The organism is Paenibacillus sp. FSL P2-0173 (genome assembly GCF_038008045.1).
Taxonomy (GTDB): domain Bacteria; phylum Bacillota; class Bacilli; order Paenibacillales; family Paenibacillaceae; genus Paenibacillus; species Paenibacillus polymyxa_B.
In genome coordinates, this window is the sequence record NZ_JBBOYK010000002.1 from 644,572 (window position 1) to 665,235 (window position 20,664).

Genomic DNA, 20,664 nt, shown 5'->3' on the forward strand with positions numbered 1-20,664 from the left:
GAAGCAGCGTCAAATTGGGACTATCTACTCATTGAAATATCTTACTTGGCCTCATACCAATTGCTGCCATAGCTTACTTCGGCTTTGAGCGGCACAGCCAGCTTTAATGCAGCTTCCATGGTAGCCGGGACAAGCTCTTTCATCGTTTCCATTTCCTCAGGCGGAACCTCGAACACAAGCTCATCATGTACTTGGAGCAGCATTCTGCTGCGAAGATTACGTTCACGTAGCGCCTTATCCATCTGTACCATTGCCAACTTGATAATATCGGCAGCGGTACCTTGAATCGGCGTATTCATCGCTGTACGCTCAGCGAATGAACGCAGGTTGAAATTGCTGGCGTTAATCTCCGGCAAATAGCGTCTGCGTTCCAACAGCGTTTTTACGTAGCCGTCCCGCTTCGCATCCTTCACAATATCATCCATGTAACGGCGAACGCCTTGGAACACATCAAAATACTGGTCGATAAAGCGAGCCGCTTCCTTCCGCGTAATATTCAAATTTTGTGACAGACCATAATCACTGATTCCATAGACAATCCCAAAGTTGACTGCCTTCGCAGAACGCCGCATGTTGGAGTCCACATCTTCCGCTGCTACACCAAACACATCGGATGCGGTCTTGGTATGGATGTCCATATCGTGGACAAAGGCTTCCTTCAAACGTTCATCATCCGAAATATCAGCTAGCACCCGCAGCTCAATCTGTGAGTAGTCTGCCGCCAAAATAGACCAGCCCGGTTCGGACGGAACAAACACTTTGCGGATTTTGCGACCCTCTTCAAGACGAATCGGAATGTTTTGCAAATTCGGAAATTGACTGCTCAAGCGTCCAGTTGCTGCAACCGTCTGCCGGAAATACGTATGCACCTTACCTGTTTTCTCCGAAATTTCTTTCAGCAATCCTTCGACATACGTCGATTGGAGTTTGGCAATAGTGCGGTACTGCAAAATATTTTGCACAATATCATGATAGGGGGCCAGCTTTTCCAATACCTCCGCATCGGTCGAGTGCCCCGTTTTCGTCTTTTTAATGACAGGCAAACCCAGTTTATCAAACAAAATCTCACCCAGCTGTTTAGGTGAATTCAGATTGAACTCTACTCCGGCAATGCTGTAGATTTCACCCACCAACGTTGCAATCTGGGCTTCAAATTCTTTCCCCAAAGCGCGCAGTTCTTCTACGTTCACCAAGATGCCCTGCTTCTCCATATCCGCCAAAATGCGGGACAACGGCATCTCCAGCTCATGAAACAGCTTGTGCATTTCCGTTTTTTCCAGCTCCGCCTGCTGCACAGGCACCAAAGCTTCAATCACCGCTGCCTTACGCGCCACATGATCGGACAGTACATCCACGTCAGGGACTTTATATTTAGCTCCTTTGCCGAACACTTCTTCGTCTGGACGGATCGAAGACAAGCCATATTTGGCTGCCAATCCGCTCAATGTCTGGTTTGCATCGGTTGGGTCCAGCAAGTACCCTGCCAGTTGCACATCAAACTCGGCACCTGCAAACTCAATTCCATGCCAGTGTAAAGCCAAATCCGTTCGATGCAGATCATGACCGCGTTTTTTGCGTTCAGGGTCAGCAAGCCATGCGCGAATAGGTGTAGCTGCATCGCTTTGCAGTGCATCCAGTGTCATAAAAAATTGCTGTCCCGTTGCGGCAAATATCAGACCTACAATGTCAGCATGATGCGGATTATCACCATGCGTCTCAACATGCAGCACATCCACACGATCCAACACTTCTACCAATTCGCTAATCCGCTGCTCATCCAGCACTGTTACGTCAGCCTCGGCTTCCTCTACGTCTACCCCAGTACTTCCAACCTCACCTGAAAAGGATAAACGCTCCAGCAAGGACTTGAACTCCAGCTTCGCCAGAGCTGGCCCGGCCGTTTCTGCTTGCAGCCCGCCGAAGGCCACATCTTCCAGCTGCTTGTCCAACGTTACATCCCGATAAATGGTCGCCAAATCTTTGCTCATTCGCGCATCATCAGCATGTGTCTCTACACGTTCTTTCATTTTGCCCTTCAGCTCATTCGTGTGCGCCAGCACTTCTTCGACTGAACCGTATTGATGCAGCAGCTTGAGCGCTGTTTTTTCTCCCACGCCAGGAATACCAGGAATATTGTCCGACGTATCGCCCATCAGACCCTTAAGATCAATAATTTGCAGCGGCTTCAGGCCATATCGTTCCTGAATTTGCTCAGGTCCATACGTCTCCACCTCAGTAACCCCTTTGCGGGTCAAGCCGACTGTGACATGGTCTGAGGCCAATTGGAGCATATCCTTGTCCCCAGTCACGACCAGCACATTAAAACCGGCTTCGTCCGCTGTCTTGGACAGGGTGCCTATAATATCGTCCGCCTCATAGCCATCCAGTTCAAACTGGGCAATGCCGAAAGCGGTCAATAGCTCTTTCAGCAACGGAAATTGCTGAGACAGCTCTGGCGGTGTTTTCTCCCGTCCACCTTTGTAATCCTCGTATCCTTTATGGCGAAACGTTATTTTGCCGGCATCGAAGGCAACCAGAATATGTGTTGGTTTGTGCTCCTCCAAGAGCCGCAATAACATCGTCGTAAATCCGTACACCGCGTTCGTCTGCTGCCCGCTCGAATTCGTTAACGGTGGCATAGCAAAAAACGCCCGGTAAATGATACTGTTACCATCTATAAGCATGAGTTTATCCATTTAGCACCTCGCAAGTTCATCAATGCATTCGTAACGTTCTTACGTTTTACGCATTCCTCTTCCTATCTTAACATACAAGACTCCTTTTTCAGAAAAAAACGGCTGCTTCCTAACCAAATTTGCCTTTTGCTCAAAGACAAGTCTGGGTCAGAAACAACCGCTATATACCTGAAAGCTCTACTGGTTCAAATCTGGTCTCTCCCCTGTCACGAGATATACAGTACTTTCACCGATATTCGTAGCATGGTCACCAATTCGTTCAATGTATCGTCCTACAAGCAGTTGCAGCATGGCTTGTGAAGCCTCTGCCGGCTTTTCTACCATAAAGGCGTACAGATCGCTGATCATGTGGCTATACATGGAATCCACACGATCATCCTCTTTGGCCATTTTGTAGGCCAGATCTGTATTTTCATCCAAATAGGATTTGATCGCATCATCTATCATTTCTTTAACAATGGAAGCCATGTGCGGAATATCCACCAGAGGCTTAATGATCTGCTGCCCTTCCAAACGAAGTGTCACCTTGGCAATATCAAGTGCCAAATCGCCCATTCGTTCCAGATCACTGGAAATTTTAAATGCAACAATGATCCGGCGCAAATCCTTCGCTACCGGTTGCTGGGTAATAATGAGCTTGGAACCCATATCGAGAATATTCTCTTCCAGCGTATTGAGGGATGCATCATTTTTGACCACCTGCTGAGCCAATTCTATATTTTTGGTCTGCAAACATTCAATGGCCTGATCGAGCGCCTTCGAAACGTGTGCACCCATTTCGCGCAGTACGGCTCTCAGCTCATCTAACCCTTCATCAAAACCTTTTCTACGTATCATTTCGAAGTCACCCCTTCTGGCATATTCATCTGGTAGGCTTTAGCCAAATCGCCCTGAAATATAATCTTCTGTACGTGAATCTTGCGGCGTGGAAAACATCGTCTCTGTATCCGCCGCTTCCACCACAACACCATTTAAAAAGAACGCAGTTCGACCGGACACACGCGCTGCCTGATGCATGTTATGCGTCACCATGACGATGGTATATGTGTCTCGCAATTCCTGAACCAGTTCTTCAATTTTCATCGTGGAGATCGGATCTAGCGCAGATGTCGCCTCGTCCATCAGTAAAATATCTGGCTGTACGGCAAGCGCCCGGGCAATGCACAACCGCTGCTGTTGTCCACCGGACAAGCTCAGAGCTGAACGCTTCAGAAAGTCCTTGACCTCTTCCCAGAGTGCCGCCTGCCGCAGGCTTTGCTCGACCAATTCGTCCAACTTGTCCTTTTGCCGAACTCCATGCAGACGTGGGCCGTAGGCCACGTTATCATAAATTGATTTGGGAAATGGGTTAGGCTGTTGAAAAACCATTCCTACCTGCTTACGCAGAGTTTCTACTTCCATAGTATCGCCGTATATATCCTGACCTGCGATACTCACGGTGCCTTCAATACGCGTTCCCGGTATCATGTCATTCATCCGGTTCAGCGTACGCAGCAGGGTCGATTTGCCGCAGCCGGACGGGCCGATAAAGGCAGTTACCGTTTTTTCAGGAATATCGAGGTTTATATGTTTCAGCGCGTGAAATTTCTCATAATATAAATTCAGCTTATCAATCCGGATTACGGAATCATTCATGGATTTATGATCTCCTTCGTGTTGCAGTTATGATCCTCAAGCATTGCACCTGATTTGCACAATATGAAGATTATATAAGCTGTGTGTAAATTTAGTGTGGTGGATTTGTTAACGGTATGTAAAATGATCAAGAACTTAGCATGAGCTCAAGCTCCTGTGCAATTTCGGCTGCATTCAAAGCCGCTTCCTCTGCGGAATGGGACATTTCGCTGTTTTTGGCTTCAATTTCATCGACAGCCTGCAATAGTTTGGCAAAAGTTTGTGTTCCAGCAGAAATATATTGAGAGCCTGTATGAATCTGCTGCATACTCGTATCCGTCAGTTCAGCAGTGTCACGCAGCATCTGCTCGATATGGGTGAGTAAGCCTGTAATCTGCGTGGAAAAAGCTTTCGTCTGGAGTGACATATTCCTCACCTCCTGAGACACAATCTGGAAGCCTCGTCCGTGTTCGCCAGCATGCGCCGCTTCAATGGACGCATTGATCGCCAGCAGTCCGCTTTGATCTGCCAGTGCACGAATGGATGAGGCCATGCCCGCAATGTCATTCAGCGATTGGGTCAACGCCGTCATCTGCTCATGCTGGCGCTTCATTTGCTCCGTGACCGCACGATAGGAGAGCAAAACATCCTCCAATTCTACTTTGCCACGGCGGGATAATTCACTCATTGAGCGGGTTAGCCGCACACTGTCATCGGCCTCTTTAGCTGCATCCAGCACAGTCAGCTGAATACGCTGGACTCCGTCATAGCTATGCCGAATCACATCGCCCCGCTCTTCGTCCGCTTCTCTTTGCATTCGCTGCACGACGGACAGGATATCACGAATCGTGAGTACGCCGAGTAATCGTGTGCCTTCCTTAATCAACACACAATCGTAAAAACGCTGTTCTTCACGCAACATCGCCAATTCCACAATATCCGATGCCCGGCTTTTTAAATCCACAATTAATGTATCGGGGTCGGCAAATATGGCCGCAGGCTTGTCATAGAACAACGCCGCAGCAAATCTGCCCGTAAAATGGCGATTGTACGCATCTCTCATAATAATGCCCAGTGGAAGATCATTTTTATCCACAACAATAACACAAGGTATATCTTCCTGTGTTTTCATAAGTGCTAACAGTTCTTTACAAGACATGTCCGTACCAATGATCGGAACCTCCCGGCATGGCACATAGGTAGTAATCGGCTTGTATGCTTCACGTTCAATCACGGCAGTGGAACTCGGCTGGGTCTTTGGTTCCGTTATCATCGTTCTGAAGTCCCCTTTTTTTAACTACTTGGAGTGACGGGAACATCATATCGGTCATTTGTTGATTCTAGCGATCAGTTTTGTTAATGAAATGTAAAATCACGAAATGGACACAAAAGTCGCCGGACACTGCCATAGATAAAGAAAAACGCTCCTCATTTATAATAAATGAGAAGCGCTTCTTTTTTTATTTACAACCAGCTTGTACCCCACTCCACGGATCGAATCAATATGAACCGAGTCGGGATCTAGCTCCAGCTTTTTACGTAAGGAACTGACGTGCACATCCACGGTCCGTTGACCGCCAATGTAGTCAAAACCCCAAACAGCATTCATCAGATCATCTCGGGTCAATACCACACCCGGCTTGCGGGACAAATAAAGAAGTACCTCAAATTCCTTTGGTCTGAGGCTGATGGACTGACCTCCAAGAATGACTTCATATTTTTCGGGGTAAATCTCCAGCTCGCCCAATTGAATTTTGGAGCTATCTTTCTGATCAGACAACACTCCTTCATCCCCGCCGGAAGTTCTTCGCAGCACAGCCGTCACGCGGGCCAACAGCTCAGAAACGCCAAAAGGCTTCGTGATGTAATCATCCGCACCCGACTTCAGCCCTTGAACAACCTCTGCTTCACCGTTTTTGGCCGTTAAAATAATGATAGGCGTCGTCAGCCCCTGATGGCGAAGTCTGCTCAGAATGTCCAGTCCGTTCATTCCCGGCAACATCAAATCCAGCAGGATCAAATCGTAGGACTCTCTGGAGGCTTTCTCAAACCCGGCACTGCCATGATCCTCCGTGTCCACTTCGAAGCCTTCTTGTATCAAATTGTAGGATAGCAATCTGGCAAGCGTTGGTTCATCCTCAATAACCAGCAAGCGTTGTCCCATAAATAACTTCATCTCCTGTTTACCTGTTAAAGGCGCATTGGTCAAAATCCTGAAACCTTTTCCATACTCATGCGACACCCGTTTATTTTATCACGGCATTGTTAACAGAATGTAAAAAATGTTCTAGTTCATTCTTCCTGTTGCAATAGTGGTAATTCAACTGTAAACGTGGTACCCAATCCAAGCTCACTTTCCACCGAAAGGGTGCCATGATGCAAATCGACCAAGTGTTTGACGATCGACAATCCCAGCCCCGTTCCGCCAGAGTTGCGCGAGCGTCCTTTGTCCACCCGGTAAAAGCGCTCAAAGATACGTGGCAGGTCCTTCTTCGGAATTCCAATACCTGTATCACTGACTGTAAATACGACCTTTTCCGTGTCATTCTCCCGCTGTATCGTTAGAACCTTAATCTTTACCTTGCCACCATCAAGTGTATAGTTGATGCCATTAGACAAAAGGTTCAAGAAAATCTGCTGAAGCTTATCTTCATCTGCCTCCATAAACAACTCATCCGGGATATCCATGTGTAGCGTAATTCTTTTTTTGGCCGCAACATTGTTCAGTTTTTCCAGCAATGAATCTATGAACGACGAAACGTGCACCGGCGAGCAATCCAGCGGAGAACGCTTGGATTCAATTTTGGATAGCTCCAGAATGTCACCGATCAGCCGATTCAATCGTTCGCTTTCATCATATATAATTTGCAAAAATGAGCGGGCCGTTTCTTCATCTTTAACCCCGCCACCGAGTAACGTCTCGGCAAAGCCCTTGACCGCGGCAATCGGTGTTTTTAGCTCATGAGAAACGTTAGCCACAAATTCACTCCGCATATTTTCCAACCGTCGAATGGCCGTAATATCCTGTAAAAGGAACAGCATCCCGCGGTATCCGCCTTCATCCTCATACATCGGGACACCGTCCAGCAACACGAGTCTCTCCTCGGGATTGTACAAATGAACCTCACCATGCAACCTCTCTCTGCTTTGTATGCTGCCCTCAATTAGCTTTGTGAGCTCATAGTGCTTTTTCAACTCATGATACGGCTTGTCCGTCACCCGTTTACCCACGACACCAAGCATTCGCTCAGACTCACGGTTTACAAGCGCAATACACTCACTTGCATCAATCATTAGAATTCCGCCTGTCATATTACTCATGACGCTCTGGAGTAGATCCTCATTGTCGCGTATCGTTTTCATTTGGTTTTGGAGACTGTCAGCCATACGATTAATGGCTTCACCCAGTTGCCCTACCTCATCCCGGCGCTGTACACCGACTCTTGCGTCATAATCCAGCCCTGATATGCGGTTGGCTACCCCTGTAATATGTTCAATGGGCGAGGTGAGGCTGCGAGCAATACGATAGCTCACCAGTCCAGCAGCAATAAACAGCAACACAAGACCAATCCCGATGGCCGTCCAGCCACGCCGTACTCCCTCCTCCACCGCTTTCAGGCTCATAGACAAACGGATATACCCATCAAAGCCCTTGTCCGATACAACAGGTTCAGCGACGTATAGCATGTTTCGTTGCAGAGTTTCGCTGTAGCGTATTGTCCGACCGATTCCTTCCGCCGTGGCTTGCCGTATTTCATCACGAGATGCGTGGTTTTCCATCTTACGAGGATCACTTAACGAATCGCCAACCACCGTCCCGTCCTTGCGAATGAAGGTCACCCGCGATTCCGTCAGACGGGCAATTTCCTTCGCCTTTTGAGAATAATAAGAGACATAATCCGTACTGGACAGGGCATCTGCATTAACAAAAGGGAATGTAGCGCGAAGCAGGTCAATCTCCCGTCCCATGTTCTCCTCTAGCACCTTCATATTCGAATTTTTAAAAATTTGTCCCATCGTGATTCCAGCAGCAAGGACAGATACGCCAATCAAAATCAGCATGATCAGGGTAAGCCTGAAACGAAACGATTTCATAAAATATGCCCATCCTTTATGTAAGTTAAGTCTCATTCTACAGGCTACCTTCATTATGTTCCACTGTGAAAAGAAAAAAAGGCTAGGGCATAACACGCCCCCAGCCTTTCCTTTATCCTCTTATCCGTTTATAACTTCACCGCCGTTGATATGAATAACCTGCCCGCTTACATATGAAGAATCGTCTGAAGCAAGGTACACATAGGCTGGCGCCAATTCTTCCGGCTGACCCGGACGCTTCATTGGCTGTGCTCCTCCAAACTCGCTGACCGTCTTGGCATCAAATGTGGACGGGATTAACGGCGTCCAGATTGGCCCTGGTGCTACAGCGTTCACCCGAATACCTTGATCCGCCAAATTGAGTGAAAGGGAACGAGTAAAGGATGTGATTGCCCCTTTCGTCGATGAATAATCAATGAGTGTCTTGTTCCCAGCGTACGCGGTAATTGATGTTGTGTTGACGATAGTGCTTCCTTTCTTCAAATGCGGCAATGCTGCTTGCGTCAGGAAGAACATACCAAAAATATTCGTACGGAAAGTACGCTCCAACTGTTCTTTGGTAATATCCTCCAGTTTTTGCTGTGGATGCTGCTCTGCCGCATTGTTCACAACGATGTCGAGCTTGCCCAGCTCGTGAACCGTCTGTTGAACCGCTTTTTTGGCAAATTGGTCATCTCCGATATCGCCAGGAATCAACACACATTTGCGTCCCTCCTGCTCTACCTGACGTTTTGTTTCTTCCGCGTCCTTGTGTTCATTCAAGTAAATGATAGCTACGTCCGCACCTTCTTTGGCATACGTGACAGCTACAGCCCGTCCAATTCCACTGTCTCCACCAGTAATAAGTGCAACTTTACCTGTTAGCTTGCCAGCAGCTTTGTAAGTTGGTTTTTCAAACTGGGGTGCAGGCGACATTTTGGACTCAATCCCCGGTTGCTGGTCCTGATGCTGTGGGGGCAAGGTTTGCTGAGGTTGGTTACTTTTAGGCATTGTACATTCTCCCTTCAAAATCAGATATTTTTTAGGATGCAACATTTGCATCCTCTCTACTCCTGATTTACCACACAAAGTTATTCGTTAAACGAAAAATGTAGTTATTTGAGCGCACAAAAAAACGACCTATGCTTATTCAGCACAGACCGTTTTTTCAATTTAGCATTTGTCATCATTCGATTACAGGCTCTCACCAAATGCATAATTAAATAATATGGCTGTATACCATTAAAAACGTAATTAAAATCAGGAAGACGGCAAGCAGCGTACTGAACATTCGCATTTTGCCAGCGTATTGCGTAATAGGCTGTTGGCTACGAATCGCTTCCAGCGACAGCCGTAACGGCTTACCCATGGCTCCCGCGATACCAGAAATGGCGAGAAACAACAGCAAAACGACAACGATCCATGCTACCGAATAAGAACCCCAGGGAAAAATCATATAGATACCGCTAACAAGCACAAGGATCAGTGCAAATTGAGCCAAACGGTTCAATAGCTGAACAGCCGATATCGTTCCCTCCTGCACGCTAGGAGCCAATTTGTCGATTTTGCCCACAACGAAGGGGAGCAATAAATAAAAACCCATTGCCAGTGATCCAATAATGTGAATAAAAAACATTCTTTACAACCTCCATTTCTTTGTTTTCTTACAAACTTTTTTTCCATAGAACGATCATATTCCAACGAATGACTACCATCTTTTCAGTGTTTTGGGACATGCTTTTCTATGTCAGGATTTTGCAAAATCCTCATGTAACTATCAATACATATGAACTCTATTATACCGGGGAAGTGGGTCAAAGCAAAGGAATACAGAAGAAAACGAATAGATTACTTAAAAGTAAAAGAGGTGTCCAGCGGCCATGACTATGGCTTGGGGACACCTCTTCAAGTAAAAGTATACCGTCTTAGTAGAAAATTGAATCTATACGGTAACTATTTTAATCACACTGCGGACCGATTCGGCGGATTGATCGAGCGCTGCTTTTTCTTCGGCTGTCAATTCCAACTCGAACACTTTTTCGATGCCATTGCCGCCAAGAAGTGTCGGTACGCCAAGGAATAAATCCTGATAGCCGTACTCTCCCTCCAGGTATGCAATGACCGGAATAATCCGTTTTTTATCTTTTACAATCGCTTCTGTCATTTGTGCAAGCGAAGCTGCCGGAGCATAATATGCGCTACCATTACCCAACAGATTAACGATCTCTCCGCCACCGCCGCGTGTACGTTGTACGATTGCTTCGATACGTTCCTGCGAAATCAGGGTTTCGATAGGTATACCTCCAACGCTGGAATAGCGTACCAGGGGCACCATATCATCACCGTGACCACCCATAACGAAGCCGCGCACGTCTTCGACAGAAACGTTCAGTTCTTGTGCAATAAAGGTACAATATCGCGCTGTATCCAGCACACCTGATTGGCCAATAACCCGATTTTTCGGGAACCCAAGCGTTTGATAGGCAGTATAGGTCATAGCATCTACCGGATTACTCAGAATAATGACGATAGAATCCGGCGCATACTTCTTCACGTTCTCACAAACGGATTTTACAATTCCTGCGTTCGTATTTACCAAATCATCACGGCTCATACCCGGCTTGCGTGCAATCCCGGCTGTAATAATGACGATATCCGAGTTAGCTGCATCCTCGTAATTGGAAGTGCCCGTGATCTGGCTGTCAAATCCCTGTACCGGACCGGCCTCCAAAATATCAAGCGCCTTGCCTTTGGTCGGATTCTCTAGTTGCGGAATATCGATGAGTACGATATCACCTAGCTCCTTTTGAGCCAGCAGCAATGCGGTAGTGGCACCGGTAAAACCGGCGCCAACAATGGATATTTTTTTACGTTGAATGGACAAGTGGTATTCCCCTTCCTTACAGGTTACTAATAATGGTATCTGCGAACTCGGAGCATTTCACTTGTGTAGCACCATCCATCAGACGAGCAAAGTCATAAGTTACAATCTTCTTATTAATGGACGTCTCCAGCCCTTTGTAAATCAGGTCAGCCGCTTCTTGCCAACCCAAGTGTTCAAGCAACATTACGCCCGACAGAATTACGGAACCAGGGTTCACTACGTCTTTGTCGGCGTATTTTGGAGCTGTACCATGTGTAGCTTCAAAGATAGCATGCCCTGTTACATAGTTAATGTTCGCACCTGGCGCAATACCAATTCCACCAACTTGGGCAGCAAGAGCATCGGACAGATAGTCCCCGTTCAGGTTGAGCGTAGCAATCACATCAAATTCAGAAGGACGAGTCAGTACTTGCTGAAGTGCAATATCAGCAATCGCATCCTTGATAATGATTTTGCCTGCATCTTCAGCTGCTTTTTGAGCTGCATTCGCCGCATCCTCACCGTCTTTTTCCTTGATTACATCATATTGGGCCCAAGTAAATACTTTATCTGCAAATTCTTCCTCAGCCACTTCATAACCCCAGTTTTTGAAGGCACCCTCGGTAAATTTCATAATGTTACCTTTGTGTACGAGCGTTACACTCTTGCGTCCGTGGTCAACAGCATACTGAATGGCAGCCCGCACCAGACGCTTTGAACCCTCGGAAGAAACTGGCTTAATGCCAATACCAGAGGTTTCAGGGAAACGGATTTTGTTCACACCCAGCTCTTGTTGGAGGAACTGAATAACCTTTTTCACGTCTTCGGACCCTTCAGCATACTCGATCCCCGCGTAAATATCTTCTGTGTTCTCACGGAAAATAACCATGTCTACCAATTCAGGACGTTTCACTGGAGAAGGAACACCGTTAAAATAACGAACAGGACGCAGACATACGTATAAATCCAGTTCTTGACGCAATGCCACATTCAACGAACGAATACCACCGCCAATAGGTGTCGTAAGTGGTCCTTTGATGGCTACAATATACTCACGGATGGCTTCCAAAGTATCGTTAGGGAGCCATTCGCCGTATGTATTGAAAGCTTTCTCACCAGCGAATACTTCATACCAGGCAATCTTTTTGCTGCCGTTATATGCTTTTTCTACAGCTGCGTCCAGTACGCGTTTGGAAGCTTTCCAGATGTCGCGACCCGTGCCGTCACCTTCGATAAACGGAATTACCGGATGGTTCGGAACCTGTAGTTGACCGTTATCAATCGTAATTTTTTCGCCTTCAGTTGGGAGCTCAAACTTTTCAAATTTCGCCATAAGTTCCTTTTCCTCCTCAGATATGAATGGGTACAGGACGAAAGACATGATCTTTATCACTGACAAAAACGTACATCTCTCGTCGTCCCCTCTATTGTACCTTATTTTTTAAATTCAGGGTATACAACCTCAATCTTCCTTCGACAAGGGGTTAGCGCAACTCTGGTGATACATATTTTTGATCCATTGGACCTGTATATTCGGCGCGAGGACGAATCAGGCGGTTATTTTCATACTGCTCTAAAATGTGTGCGGTCCATCCAGATACACGACTCACAGCAAAAATAGGTGTAAACAGGTCTCTCTTGATACCCAGTTGGGTATACACAGAGGCAGAATAAAAATCCACATTGGGCTTCAAGCCTTTTTGCCCTGTTACAATTCCTTCAATTCGAACTGACATATCAAACAACGTTGTGTCACCGTTCATTTCCCCCAGCTCGCGGGACATTTTGTGCAAGTGCTTGGCACGCGGATCACCGTTTTTATAGACTCGGTGTCCAAAGCCCATAATTTTTTCGCGGTTATCCAGTTTCGCCTGAATATAGGAGTCCACCTGATCCAAACCACCAATCTCCTCCAGCGTTTTGGCCACAGCCTCATTGGCCCCACCATGCAGTGGTCCTTTTAAAGCTCCAATAGCAGATGTGATTCCGGAATAAATATCCGACAATGTGGCTACCGTTACACGCGCAGCAAAGGTAGAAGCATTTAATTCATGATCGGCGTGCAGCACAAGAGCCTGATTGAACGCTTTAATAGCCGTCTCCTCTGGATCCTTGCCAGTCAGCTGATACAAAAAGTTTTCAGCGATGGAAATACCTTTTTTAGGCGCAATCGGCTCCAAGCCCTCGCGTATACGTGCTATCGCTGCCACAATGGTGGGCAATTGCGCCTGAAGCTTGACGGTTTTAGTCACATTAGACTCTCTCGACATATCATCCGCCTCTGGGTCATACAAAGCGAGAGACGATACGGCTGACCTCAAGGCAGCCATCGTGCTCAAATTTTTCGGGTATAACTTTAATTGAGTAACAATTTCATCCGGAATAGCAGCGTATTCGCTTAACTGGTTGCGAAGCTCCTGCAATTGCTCTTTATCAGGTAATTTTCCAAACCACAACAAATAAGCTACCTCTTCAAAATCGGCGTTAACAGCCAAATCATCAATGTTATAACCCCGGTACGTGAGAACGCCATCTACGATAGAGCTTATGGAGGAAGTGGTCGCTACGATCCCTTCCAGACCTTTAGTCGCTGTCATCGTTACATCTCTCCTTTGTAAAAACATTGTGAACGGACTTGCAATGTAAACATTTTCAAAAGTAAGATATGTCTTTTAAATAGCTGAGTAATGTTAACGCCATATGTCAATATTTAAACCTTCTTTCACTATACTGGATTTTGTCGTTTATGTGAACATTGAGGGCTATTCCAACACATTCAAATGTTTTATCGCTTCCATAAAGAATTTTTTGAAACCCCTTACAAAAATTATTGATTCATTTGCACTTTTTTACACAGGTCTTGTCTCCCCCCTTTCCCGCATATGTATAGTAGAGCATTTATTTTATGAAAAACTATCGCAAAAGAAAGGAGCCGTGAGAGCTTGAGCCGGTTAATCCTGAATCGCATATTTCGTGCTCTATGGGTGGCAATCGTGATTGTAGCTCTGTTACTGGGCATATATGCGCTTTTCCCTCTCATCTATCCTTTCCTATTCGCCTGGCTTGTGGCTTATGCCATGAATCCACTGGTTAGTTTTCTGCGTAACAAAGCCCGTATGCCGCGTTGGACGGCTGTCACGGTCTCATTATTTGTATATTTAGGTGGAATTGCAATTATCCTATCTGCGGCAATCACCCGCATGGTCCGAGAAGTTATAAAGTTGGCCATGACTTTCGACGGACATATTGAGCGTTTTAAAAGTCTGTTTATCGATTGGACACAAAGCGATTTGATTCAAAATGTAATTATTGAAATTAACCATTTTATCCGGGATAATCCGGATTACCAACATACCATTAACAGTAATATTGATAAGACAACTCAAACCGTGAGTTCGGCTGTCACTACGCTAGTCGCTCAATTTTTTAATGGAGTTTTGAACTTGCTAACCTCTCTGCCTAATATGGGAGCAGTTCTAATGGTTATTGTATTAGCAGCCTTTTTTATTAGTAAGGACTGGGACCGACATAGTCGGATGCTCTCAAATACGGTTCCTGATACGATTCGCAAACCATTGTCGGATATATGGCACGATCTGCGTAAAGCACTGTACGGCTATTTGCGTGCACAGTTTATTATTATCTCCATTACGGCATTAACAGTCATTGTTGGGCTGTTCATATTGCGTGTGGAATCCGCCTTTACCATCGGTTTGATGATCGGGCTAGTGGACTTGCTACCTTATTTGGGGGTTGGCATTGTGATGATTCCGTGGATACTGTATGCGTATATGTCTGGTAATTTGGCACTAGGGGTAGGATTGTCGATCCTTTATATCATCCTGTTGATTGGACGACAGATCGTGGAGCCTAAGGTGCTGGCCAGCAGCGTGGGCTTGAACCCGCTTCCCACCCTCATCGGTATGTTCATCGGGCTCAAGCTGTTTGGCGTTTTAGGACTAATTATCGGACCTGTATCACTGATTGTCGTTGATGCACTGAATCGCGCGAATGTCATTCAGGACTTGCGCAACTATATTCTCGCTGGAAGAGTCCGCTAGATCATGGATAGGAAAAACGGCAGCTCACGTCAAAATCGCCGAAACGTAATACTGCCGTTTTTCATTTTTTTCTCCAGCCACTTCAATAAAAAGCGTCGGTACAACGCTCGTGTTAAAGGGAATACCAACGTAAAACCAATAATATCTGTTAAAAATCCGGGGATAAGCAGCAAGCTCCCACCGAAAAAGACACATAATCCATCCAGCATTTTACGGCCGGGCATTTGCCCCCGGTTCATTTCATTTTTCGCATCGGCAATCACCTTACGACCTTCAAATTGCATCATGGCAGCCCCGATTAGGGTCGTCAGAATGATGAGTAAAATCGTTTTGCCCGCTCCAATCCAATGACTTACCCATATAAACCCGTACAGCTCCGCCAAAGGAATGAGCAGCAGCAACAGCCATAGACGTTTACGCATCATCATGACTTCTGCCCCTCCCCGCCTGTAAAAGCAAACCTTAATGCAGTGTACAGCTCAGGTAGCGCCTGATCTAGTCGAACAGGCTTCCATTCGGTGTTCAACCATACATGACGTGTCATCCCTGTGACAAGCAGTTCTCCCGGTAGCGTGTCTGCCTGGGTCCATACCTTTCCCAGATACCTTTGATGCTCATCGTCCGTTACCCGTCGAACCTCATAGGTATAGTTTAGACGTAGTCTAGAGAAGTCCGTAATTGCCGTATAAATGGTAATTAAATCATCATATCGAGCAGGACTCGCATATTTCGCATTGATTTCAATAACTGGCAGCAAGACTCCTCGTTCCTCCATGCTCCGATAGTTAAAGCCCGCCTGCCGGATCATTTCGGTACGCCCGATCTCAAACCAGTTCAAATAATTTGCATGATATACGACCCCCATCTGGTCGCTTTCCTGATAACGGACACGTAGCGGTGCGCCATACCAGCGTAATTCCGTTTGTTTCTCCTCTTGAGTCATACAAGCTCTCCTATCTTTGTGCATCTTTATCTCTATTTTGCCCTCTCTCCATTAAACCATATTTACAGCCCAGGAACAAAAAGAGGGCAGACCGACCGGTCCACCCTCGCAAATCATATATAATAATGCCTTTATTATTGTGGCAACGGCTTGGACAGTTTATAATATCCGCTATCCGAAGCCAGCTTAAGCAAACTCTTAGCCTGGCTTCCCGCCCAGGCGTAACCAAGTCGTCTTTCCTCACTAATTTTCATGATGTCGGTATACTTTTTCCCATCCCGGTCTGAAAAGAAATACTTATTGTCTTCCACATTATAGAAACGATACCACATTACGCTCGATGCATCCTTTTGAAAAAACTCCGGACCTTGACGATTGTATTTGATACCGTCGATTCGGTTCGCGTCGAACCATTTCAAAGCGCTCTGAGCCGCTTTTTTCACTTCAGCGGTTTGCGGCTGGGACATGAGAAAAGCAGTAATGCCTACTGATTCCGTAGTTGTTTTGGAAGGTAGCTCAAATGCCCGGGCTTCAACAGATGCATAAGTAGCCGGATCGTGCTGTGCACCCCAGATTGTCGGTGTACCATTATTTACAATTTGAGACTTAATTGTGTACTGGATACCTTTGTTTAGCGCTTGCTGAAGTCTGGAGCGAGATGCATCGTCCAAAATATCGCTATCAAACGGCTGCTTCTTGTTCACAATATCGTCAGCCAAAACCATAACTCTAACCATCGCATCATCATTATAAGTTACAGCATCGGAATAATTACCACGTTTAGGGTATACTTGCGGCCAGCCACCGGAGGAATACTGAGAGGTTAAAACGAAGTCAATTGCTTTTTGTACACTGTTCTTAATGTCTTTATTTTTTGTTTTTTTGTATACATCCGCCAAAAAGCGAATCTCGGTTGTCGTGGCCTCGTTATCGAACGTTCCGAGCTCAACACCATCCTTGCTCTTCCATGTGGAGCGTGCAGTTTTGCCATCCCATTTGGATTTATAATTCTTTTCCATAGCTTTGAAGAATCCGCCATGTGGTAATTGCCAGGATACAATATTTAAGGCAAGTGTAGTATCCTTGGATGTATTCCCCGTAGAGAACTTGCTAAAGTCGCGCATTTTGTTCAGGAGGCTGTCTGTATTCACAACAGCGGTTGGCTTCGTCACAGCCGACAGCCCAAATAATTGCTCACGATCCAAAACACCTGAATTTACACCGTCACCATAAACGTCCCGTCCCACAGCTGAATCTGTGGTAAGCTCATAAGAAGCAGTCGCCGATTCACGTCCTGAATCATATGTAGCCGGCACCATCTCCTGTGCCGCAGCCCATGAGGGACTTAGGAGTCCTGACGTTACTGTAATCGCCAAACTTGAGAGCGCTATCATCTTTACGGTTGGACACATCTTCTTCTTCATTTGAACCTCTCCCTTATTTTGAGTTGGGTAATTGCGTTCAGTTTAACCCTATATATTCTTGCTGAAGATTCTTTTTGATAGCGAAGGGAACTGAACCACTATTTATGCATGATAAATAGTTAGTTGTATTATATGAAAATATATCCAAACGATCAATATATTTTAATTTACTAATAGATTAAAAAAGTTACAAAACGTTGAAAACAATAAAAATCCTCTTACTAATGCTGGATTAGTAAGAGGATTTTACGTGCAGCTAATATATAGTAGGTCGATGAGCAACATCGCTTAACCAAATCGACCCATGATGTACTCCTGAGTCAGCTCATTTTCAGGATTCGTGAAAATATCGTTCGTTTTCCCATGTTCAACCAGACTTCCGATATAAAAATAAGCAGTATAATCGGAAATTCGTGCAGCCTGCTGCATATTGTGCGTCACAATAACGATGCGCAGTTCTTTTTTTAATTCGGTAATGAGCTCTTCTACCTTGCCTGTAGACACAGGGTCCAGCGCGGAGGCTGGCTCGTCAAGCAATAGAATTTTCGGTTGAACGGATAGTGCACGTGCAATGCAAAGCCGCTGCTGTTGCCCGCCAGACAGCGCCAGAGCGGAGTCATGAAGGCGATCCTTGACCTCATCCCATAATGCTGCTTTACGCAGGCTACTTTCGACGATTTCATCAAGCTGTTTCTTCTTACGCACCCCACGGTATTTGGGACCGAAGGCGATATTATTGTAAATAGATTTGTAAAAAGGGTTGGGACGCTGCCACACCATGCCAATTTGCTGACGCAGCTTGATCACGTCCGTTTCCGGTGCTGTCAAATCCTGTCCATCCATCCAGATGTGACCTGTTGTAGAGGAAGATGCAATCTCATCATTCATTCGATTAAGGGAGCGCAAAAAGGTCGATTTACCGCAGCCGGAAGGCCCGATCAGGGCAGTCACAGTCTGCTCGGGAAAGGCCAGATTCACTTTTTTCACAGCCTCAAAGCTGCCATAATAAATACTCAAATCCTCAGTACTGAACGGATGCGGCGGTTGCCCCGCAAGCTGTTCCGAACGCGTAGACTGAACGGATGTTGCTGGTGCGGCGGTTTTTGCCGTTCGCGTAATCACATGTTCCATTGTTCTCCATCCCCTTTCTAATCCATACGTTTGGCAGCTGTCAGACGGCGGTATACAACTCTTCCGAACCATCTTGCACTCAAGTTGAATGCAAGCACAAGCAGCACCAGTACGGCAGAAGCGCCTGCAGCAATATCTTTGGAGTCAGGAGCAATCCCCTCACTGTTGACCTTCCAAATATGAACAGCCAATGTTTCAGCAGGTCGCATCGGGTTAATAGGCGATCTGGCATGCAATGGATTCCAATCGGTAAAATCAAGCGGCGGCGTACTCATCCCTGCTGTAAACAGCAGTGCGGCGGCTTCCCCGAAAATACGGCCTGCGGCCAAAATCGTACCCGTAATCAAGCTTGGCAGCGCAGCTGGCAACAAAATGGAGGTGATGATTTTCCACTTGGATAATCCAAGCGCGAGTCCAGCTTCCTTTTGCTCCTTCGGCACAGCTCGGAAAGCCTGCTCAGTTGTGCGAACCATCAGCGGCAGGTTGAATACGGCCAAAGCCAAGGCTCCTGATAAGAGGGAAAAGCCAAAATCAAACGTATTTACGATAAGTAGTAGTCCAAACAATCCGATGACGATAGACGGGAAGGAGGACAATACTTCGACGACAAGTCGTATAAAGTCCGTAATTTTCCCCGGCTTTGCATATTGCGCCATGTAAATACCTGCGCCCCAGCCAATCGGAATGGTGATAATCAAAGTTAAGATTAACAAAAATACGGAATTAAATAGTTGTGGGCCAATGCCACCGCCTGCACGTAATGTTTGGGGAGCACTGGTTAAAAAGTCAAAAGAAATATGACTGACTCCGCGGGCCAAAATGAAGCCCAGTAATCCCACCAAAAGCGCAACAATGAACAAGGCGAAGAAACAGATTACAAATGTAGCGATCTTGTCGGTCGTTTTAGCTTTCATCAAACCCGGTTTCTCCTTTCAAGCAGCCTTACCAGCAGCACGAAAATGAATGTCATGAGCAGAAGAACAAGCGCCATGCTCCAGAGAGCATTGTTATGAACGGAGCCCATCGCTGTATTCCCCATGCTAAGTGTAATGACGCTGGTCAAGGTCGAAGCGGATTCCAGCAAGGAATGCGGTATGTGCGGAGCATTCCCGATTACCATCTGTACAGCCAACGCTTCCCCGAAGGCACGAGCCATACCGAGAATAATTCCTGTTAAAAGAGCAGGCAGCAGCGTCGGAATAATAACACGGGCAATTGTCTGCCAGCGGGTAGCACCCAAAGCATAAGAGGATTCACGCAGCCCCCCCGGTAAGGAAGACAACGCATCCGCCATAATACTCGTAATCGTCGGCAAAATCATGACTGACAACACTAGGCAGCCTGCCAGAATGCCAATGCCTTGTCCTCCAAACACGTTCCGCAGCAGCGGGACGATGACGGTCAAGCCGACAAAGCCATATACAACCGACGGAATACCAGATAATAATTCAATCGCGGGTTGAAGGATACGTTTACCCGATTTCGGCACGATTTCCGTCATAAATAAAGCCGCACATAAGCTGAGCGGACTGGCAATTAAAGCCGCCAGTATGGTTACTGCAAAAGAACCCGTAATAAACGGAAGCGCTCCGAAGGACTTAGGCTCGCCATCCGGGCTCCATTTGGTTCCAAAGAAAAACTCTCGCAGACTGACTCCATTCACCGCAAATGTAGCTACACCTTTGGAGGCAACAAAATATACGATGGAGACAATGACTGCAACTAAAAAAACGACACAAACCGACGTATATATGCGGCCGGTCCATTCTTCCCAGTAATGTCTTTCTTTCATAACTCGGGATCGTTTATTCTGTTCCATGTATGCCTTCCCTTCAATTGGTTCCATACTGTAACTCCT

The 20,664-nt window shown here is 46.3% G+C and carries 18 protein-coding genes; 1 reads left to right on the forward strand and 17 read right to left on the reverse strand.

What is annotated here, in order from left to right; translation table 11 throughout:
* Positions 1 to 41 precede the first annotated feature (41 nt).
* The 11 genes from polA to citZ form a co-directional block, all read right to left on the reverse strand.
* Positions 42 to 2,696, reverse strand: coding sequence for a DNA polymerase I (gene polA / locus MKX30_RS13230; protein ID WP_341062898.1), 2,655 nt, complete (start codon positions 2,694 to 2,696; stop codon positions 42 to 44).
* Positions 2,697 to 2,873: 177 nt separating this feature from the next.
* Entirely contained in the window at positions 2,874 to 3,533 is a 660-nt protein-coding gene (gene phoU, locus MKX30_RS13235) for a phosphate signaling complex protein PhoU (protein WP_023987923.1), read from the reverse strand.
* A gap of 39 nt (positions 3,534 to 3,572) precedes the next feature.
* A complete protein-coding gene (gene pstB, locus MKX30_RS13240; RefSeq protein WP_023987922.1) occupies positions 3,573 to 4,331 on the reverse strand; it encodes a phosphate ABC transporter ATP-binding protein PstB in 759 nt (252 codons plus the stop codon).
* Positions 4,332 to 4,458: 127 nt separating this feature from the next.
* Positions 4,459 to 5,583 (reverse strand): methyl-accepting chemotaxis protein, encoded by a 1,125-nt coding sequence (locus tag MKX30_RS13245; protein WP_023987921.1) that lies wholly within the window; start codon positions 5,581 to 5,583, stop codon positions 4,459 to 4,461.
* 159 nt (positions 5,584 to 5,742) lie between these two features.
* Positions 5,743 to 6,474: a response regulator transcription factor gene (locus MKX30_RS13250; RefSeq protein ID WP_013309604.1), complete on the reverse strand. Its 732-nt coding sequence runs from the start codon at positions 6,472 to 6,474 to the stop codon at positions 5,743 to 5,745.
* A 128-nt stretch (positions 6,475 to 6,602) separates the two neighbouring features.
* Entirely contained in the window at positions 6,603 to 8,405 is a 1,803-nt protein-coding gene (gene pnpS / locus MKX30_RS13255) for a two-component system histidine kinase PnpS (protein WP_028542891.1), read from the reverse strand.
* Between the two features lie 120 nt (positions 8,406 to 8,525).
* A complete protein-coding gene (locus tag MKX30_RS13260; protein ID WP_023987919.1) occupies positions 8,526 to 9,395 on the reverse strand; it encodes an SDR family oxidoreductase in 870 nt (289 codons plus the stop codon).
* A 208-nt stretch (positions 9,396 to 9,603) separates the two neighbouring features.
* Positions 9,604 to 10,020 (reverse strand): hypothetical protein, encoded by a 417-nt coding sequence (locus MKX30_RS13265; protein ID WP_023987918.1) that lies wholly within the window; start codon positions 10,018 to 10,020, stop codon positions 9,604 to 9,606.
* Positions 10,021 to 10,326: 306 nt separating this feature from the next.
* Positions 10,327 to 11,268: a malate dehydrogenase gene (gene mdh / locus MKX30_RS13270; RefSeq protein ID WP_028542892.1), complete on the reverse strand. Its 942-nt coding sequence runs from the start codon at positions 11,266 to 11,268 to the stop codon at positions 10,327 to 10,329.
* Between the two features lie 16 nt (positions 11,269 to 11,284).
* Positions 11,285 to 12,580: an NADP-dependent isocitrate dehydrogenase gene (icd, locus tag MKX30_RS13275; protein WP_023987916.1), complete on the reverse strand. Its 1,296-nt coding sequence runs from the start codon at positions 12,578 to 12,580 to the stop codon at positions 11,285 to 11,287.
* A gap of 151 nt (positions 12,581 to 12,731) precedes the next feature.
* On the reverse strand, positions 12,732 to 13,844 hold the full coding sequence (gene citZ / locus MKX30_RS13280) for a citrate synthase (protein WP_028542893.1): 1,113 nt from the start codon (positions 13,842 to 13,844) through the stop codon (positions 12,732 to 12,734).
* A gap of 345 nt (positions 13,845 to 14,189) precedes the next feature.
* On the opposite strand from citZ, the gene ytvI reads away from it, so the two are divergent.
* Positions 14,190 to 15,308 (forward strand): sporulation integral membrane protein YtvI, encoded by a 1,119-nt coding sequence (gene ytvI / locus MKX30_RS13285; protein ID WP_023987915.1) that lies wholly within the window; start codon positions 14,190 to 14,192, stop codon positions 15,306 to 15,308.
* A gap of 29 nt (positions 15,309 to 15,337) precedes the next feature.
* On the opposite strand, the gene MKX30_RS13290 is transcribed toward ytvI, so the two are convergent.
* The 6 genes from MKX30_RS13290 to pstC form a co-directional block, all read right to left on the reverse strand.
* Positions 15,338 to 15,736 (reverse strand): FxsA family protein, encoded by a 399-nt coding sequence (locus MKX30_RS13290; protein WP_013309596.1) that lies wholly within the window; start codon positions 15,734 to 15,736, stop codon positions 15,338 to 15,340.
* Complete coding sequence (locus MKX30_RS13295; protein WP_023987913.1) at positions 15,733 to 16,251, reverse strand: acyl-CoA thioesterase; 519 nt, start codon at positions 16,249 to 16,251, stop codon at positions 15,733 to 15,735. Before MKX30_RS13295 ends, MKX30_RS13290 begins: the two co-directional genes overlap by 4 nt.
* Positions 16,252 to 16,385: 134 nt before the next feature.
* The gene (pelA, locus tag MKX30_RS13300) at positions 16,386 to 17,675 is read right to left on the reverse strand and encodes a pectate lyase (protein ID WP_028542895.1); all 1,290 of its coding nucleotides are present in this window, start codon (positions 17,673 to 17,675) and stop codon (positions 16,386 to 16,388) included.
* Positions 17,676 to 17,963: 288 nt separating this feature from the next.
* The gene (gene pstB, locus MKX30_RS13305) at positions 17,964 to 18,806 is read right to left on the reverse strand and encodes a phosphate ABC transporter ATP-binding protein PstB (protein ID WP_023987911.1); all 843 of its coding nucleotides are present in this window, start codon (positions 18,804 to 18,806) and stop codon (positions 17,964 to 17,966) included.
* A gap of 17 nt (positions 18,807 to 18,823) precedes the next feature.
* Positions 18,824 to 19,720, reverse strand: a complete 897-nt coding sequence (gene pstA / locus MKX30_RS13310) for a phosphate ABC transporter permease PstA (RefSeq protein WP_023987910.1) — start codon at positions 19,718 to 19,720, stop codon at positions 18,824 to 18,826.
* Complete coding sequence (gene pstC, locus MKX30_RS13315; protein ID WP_013370343.1) at positions 19,720 to 20,652, reverse strand: phosphate ABC transporter permease subunit PstC; 933 nt, start codon at positions 20,650 to 20,652, stop codon at positions 19,720 to 19,722. The genes pstA and pstC overlap by 1 nt, the downstream gene beginning before the upstream one ends.
* Positions 20,653 to 20,664: the final 12 nt, after the last annotated feature.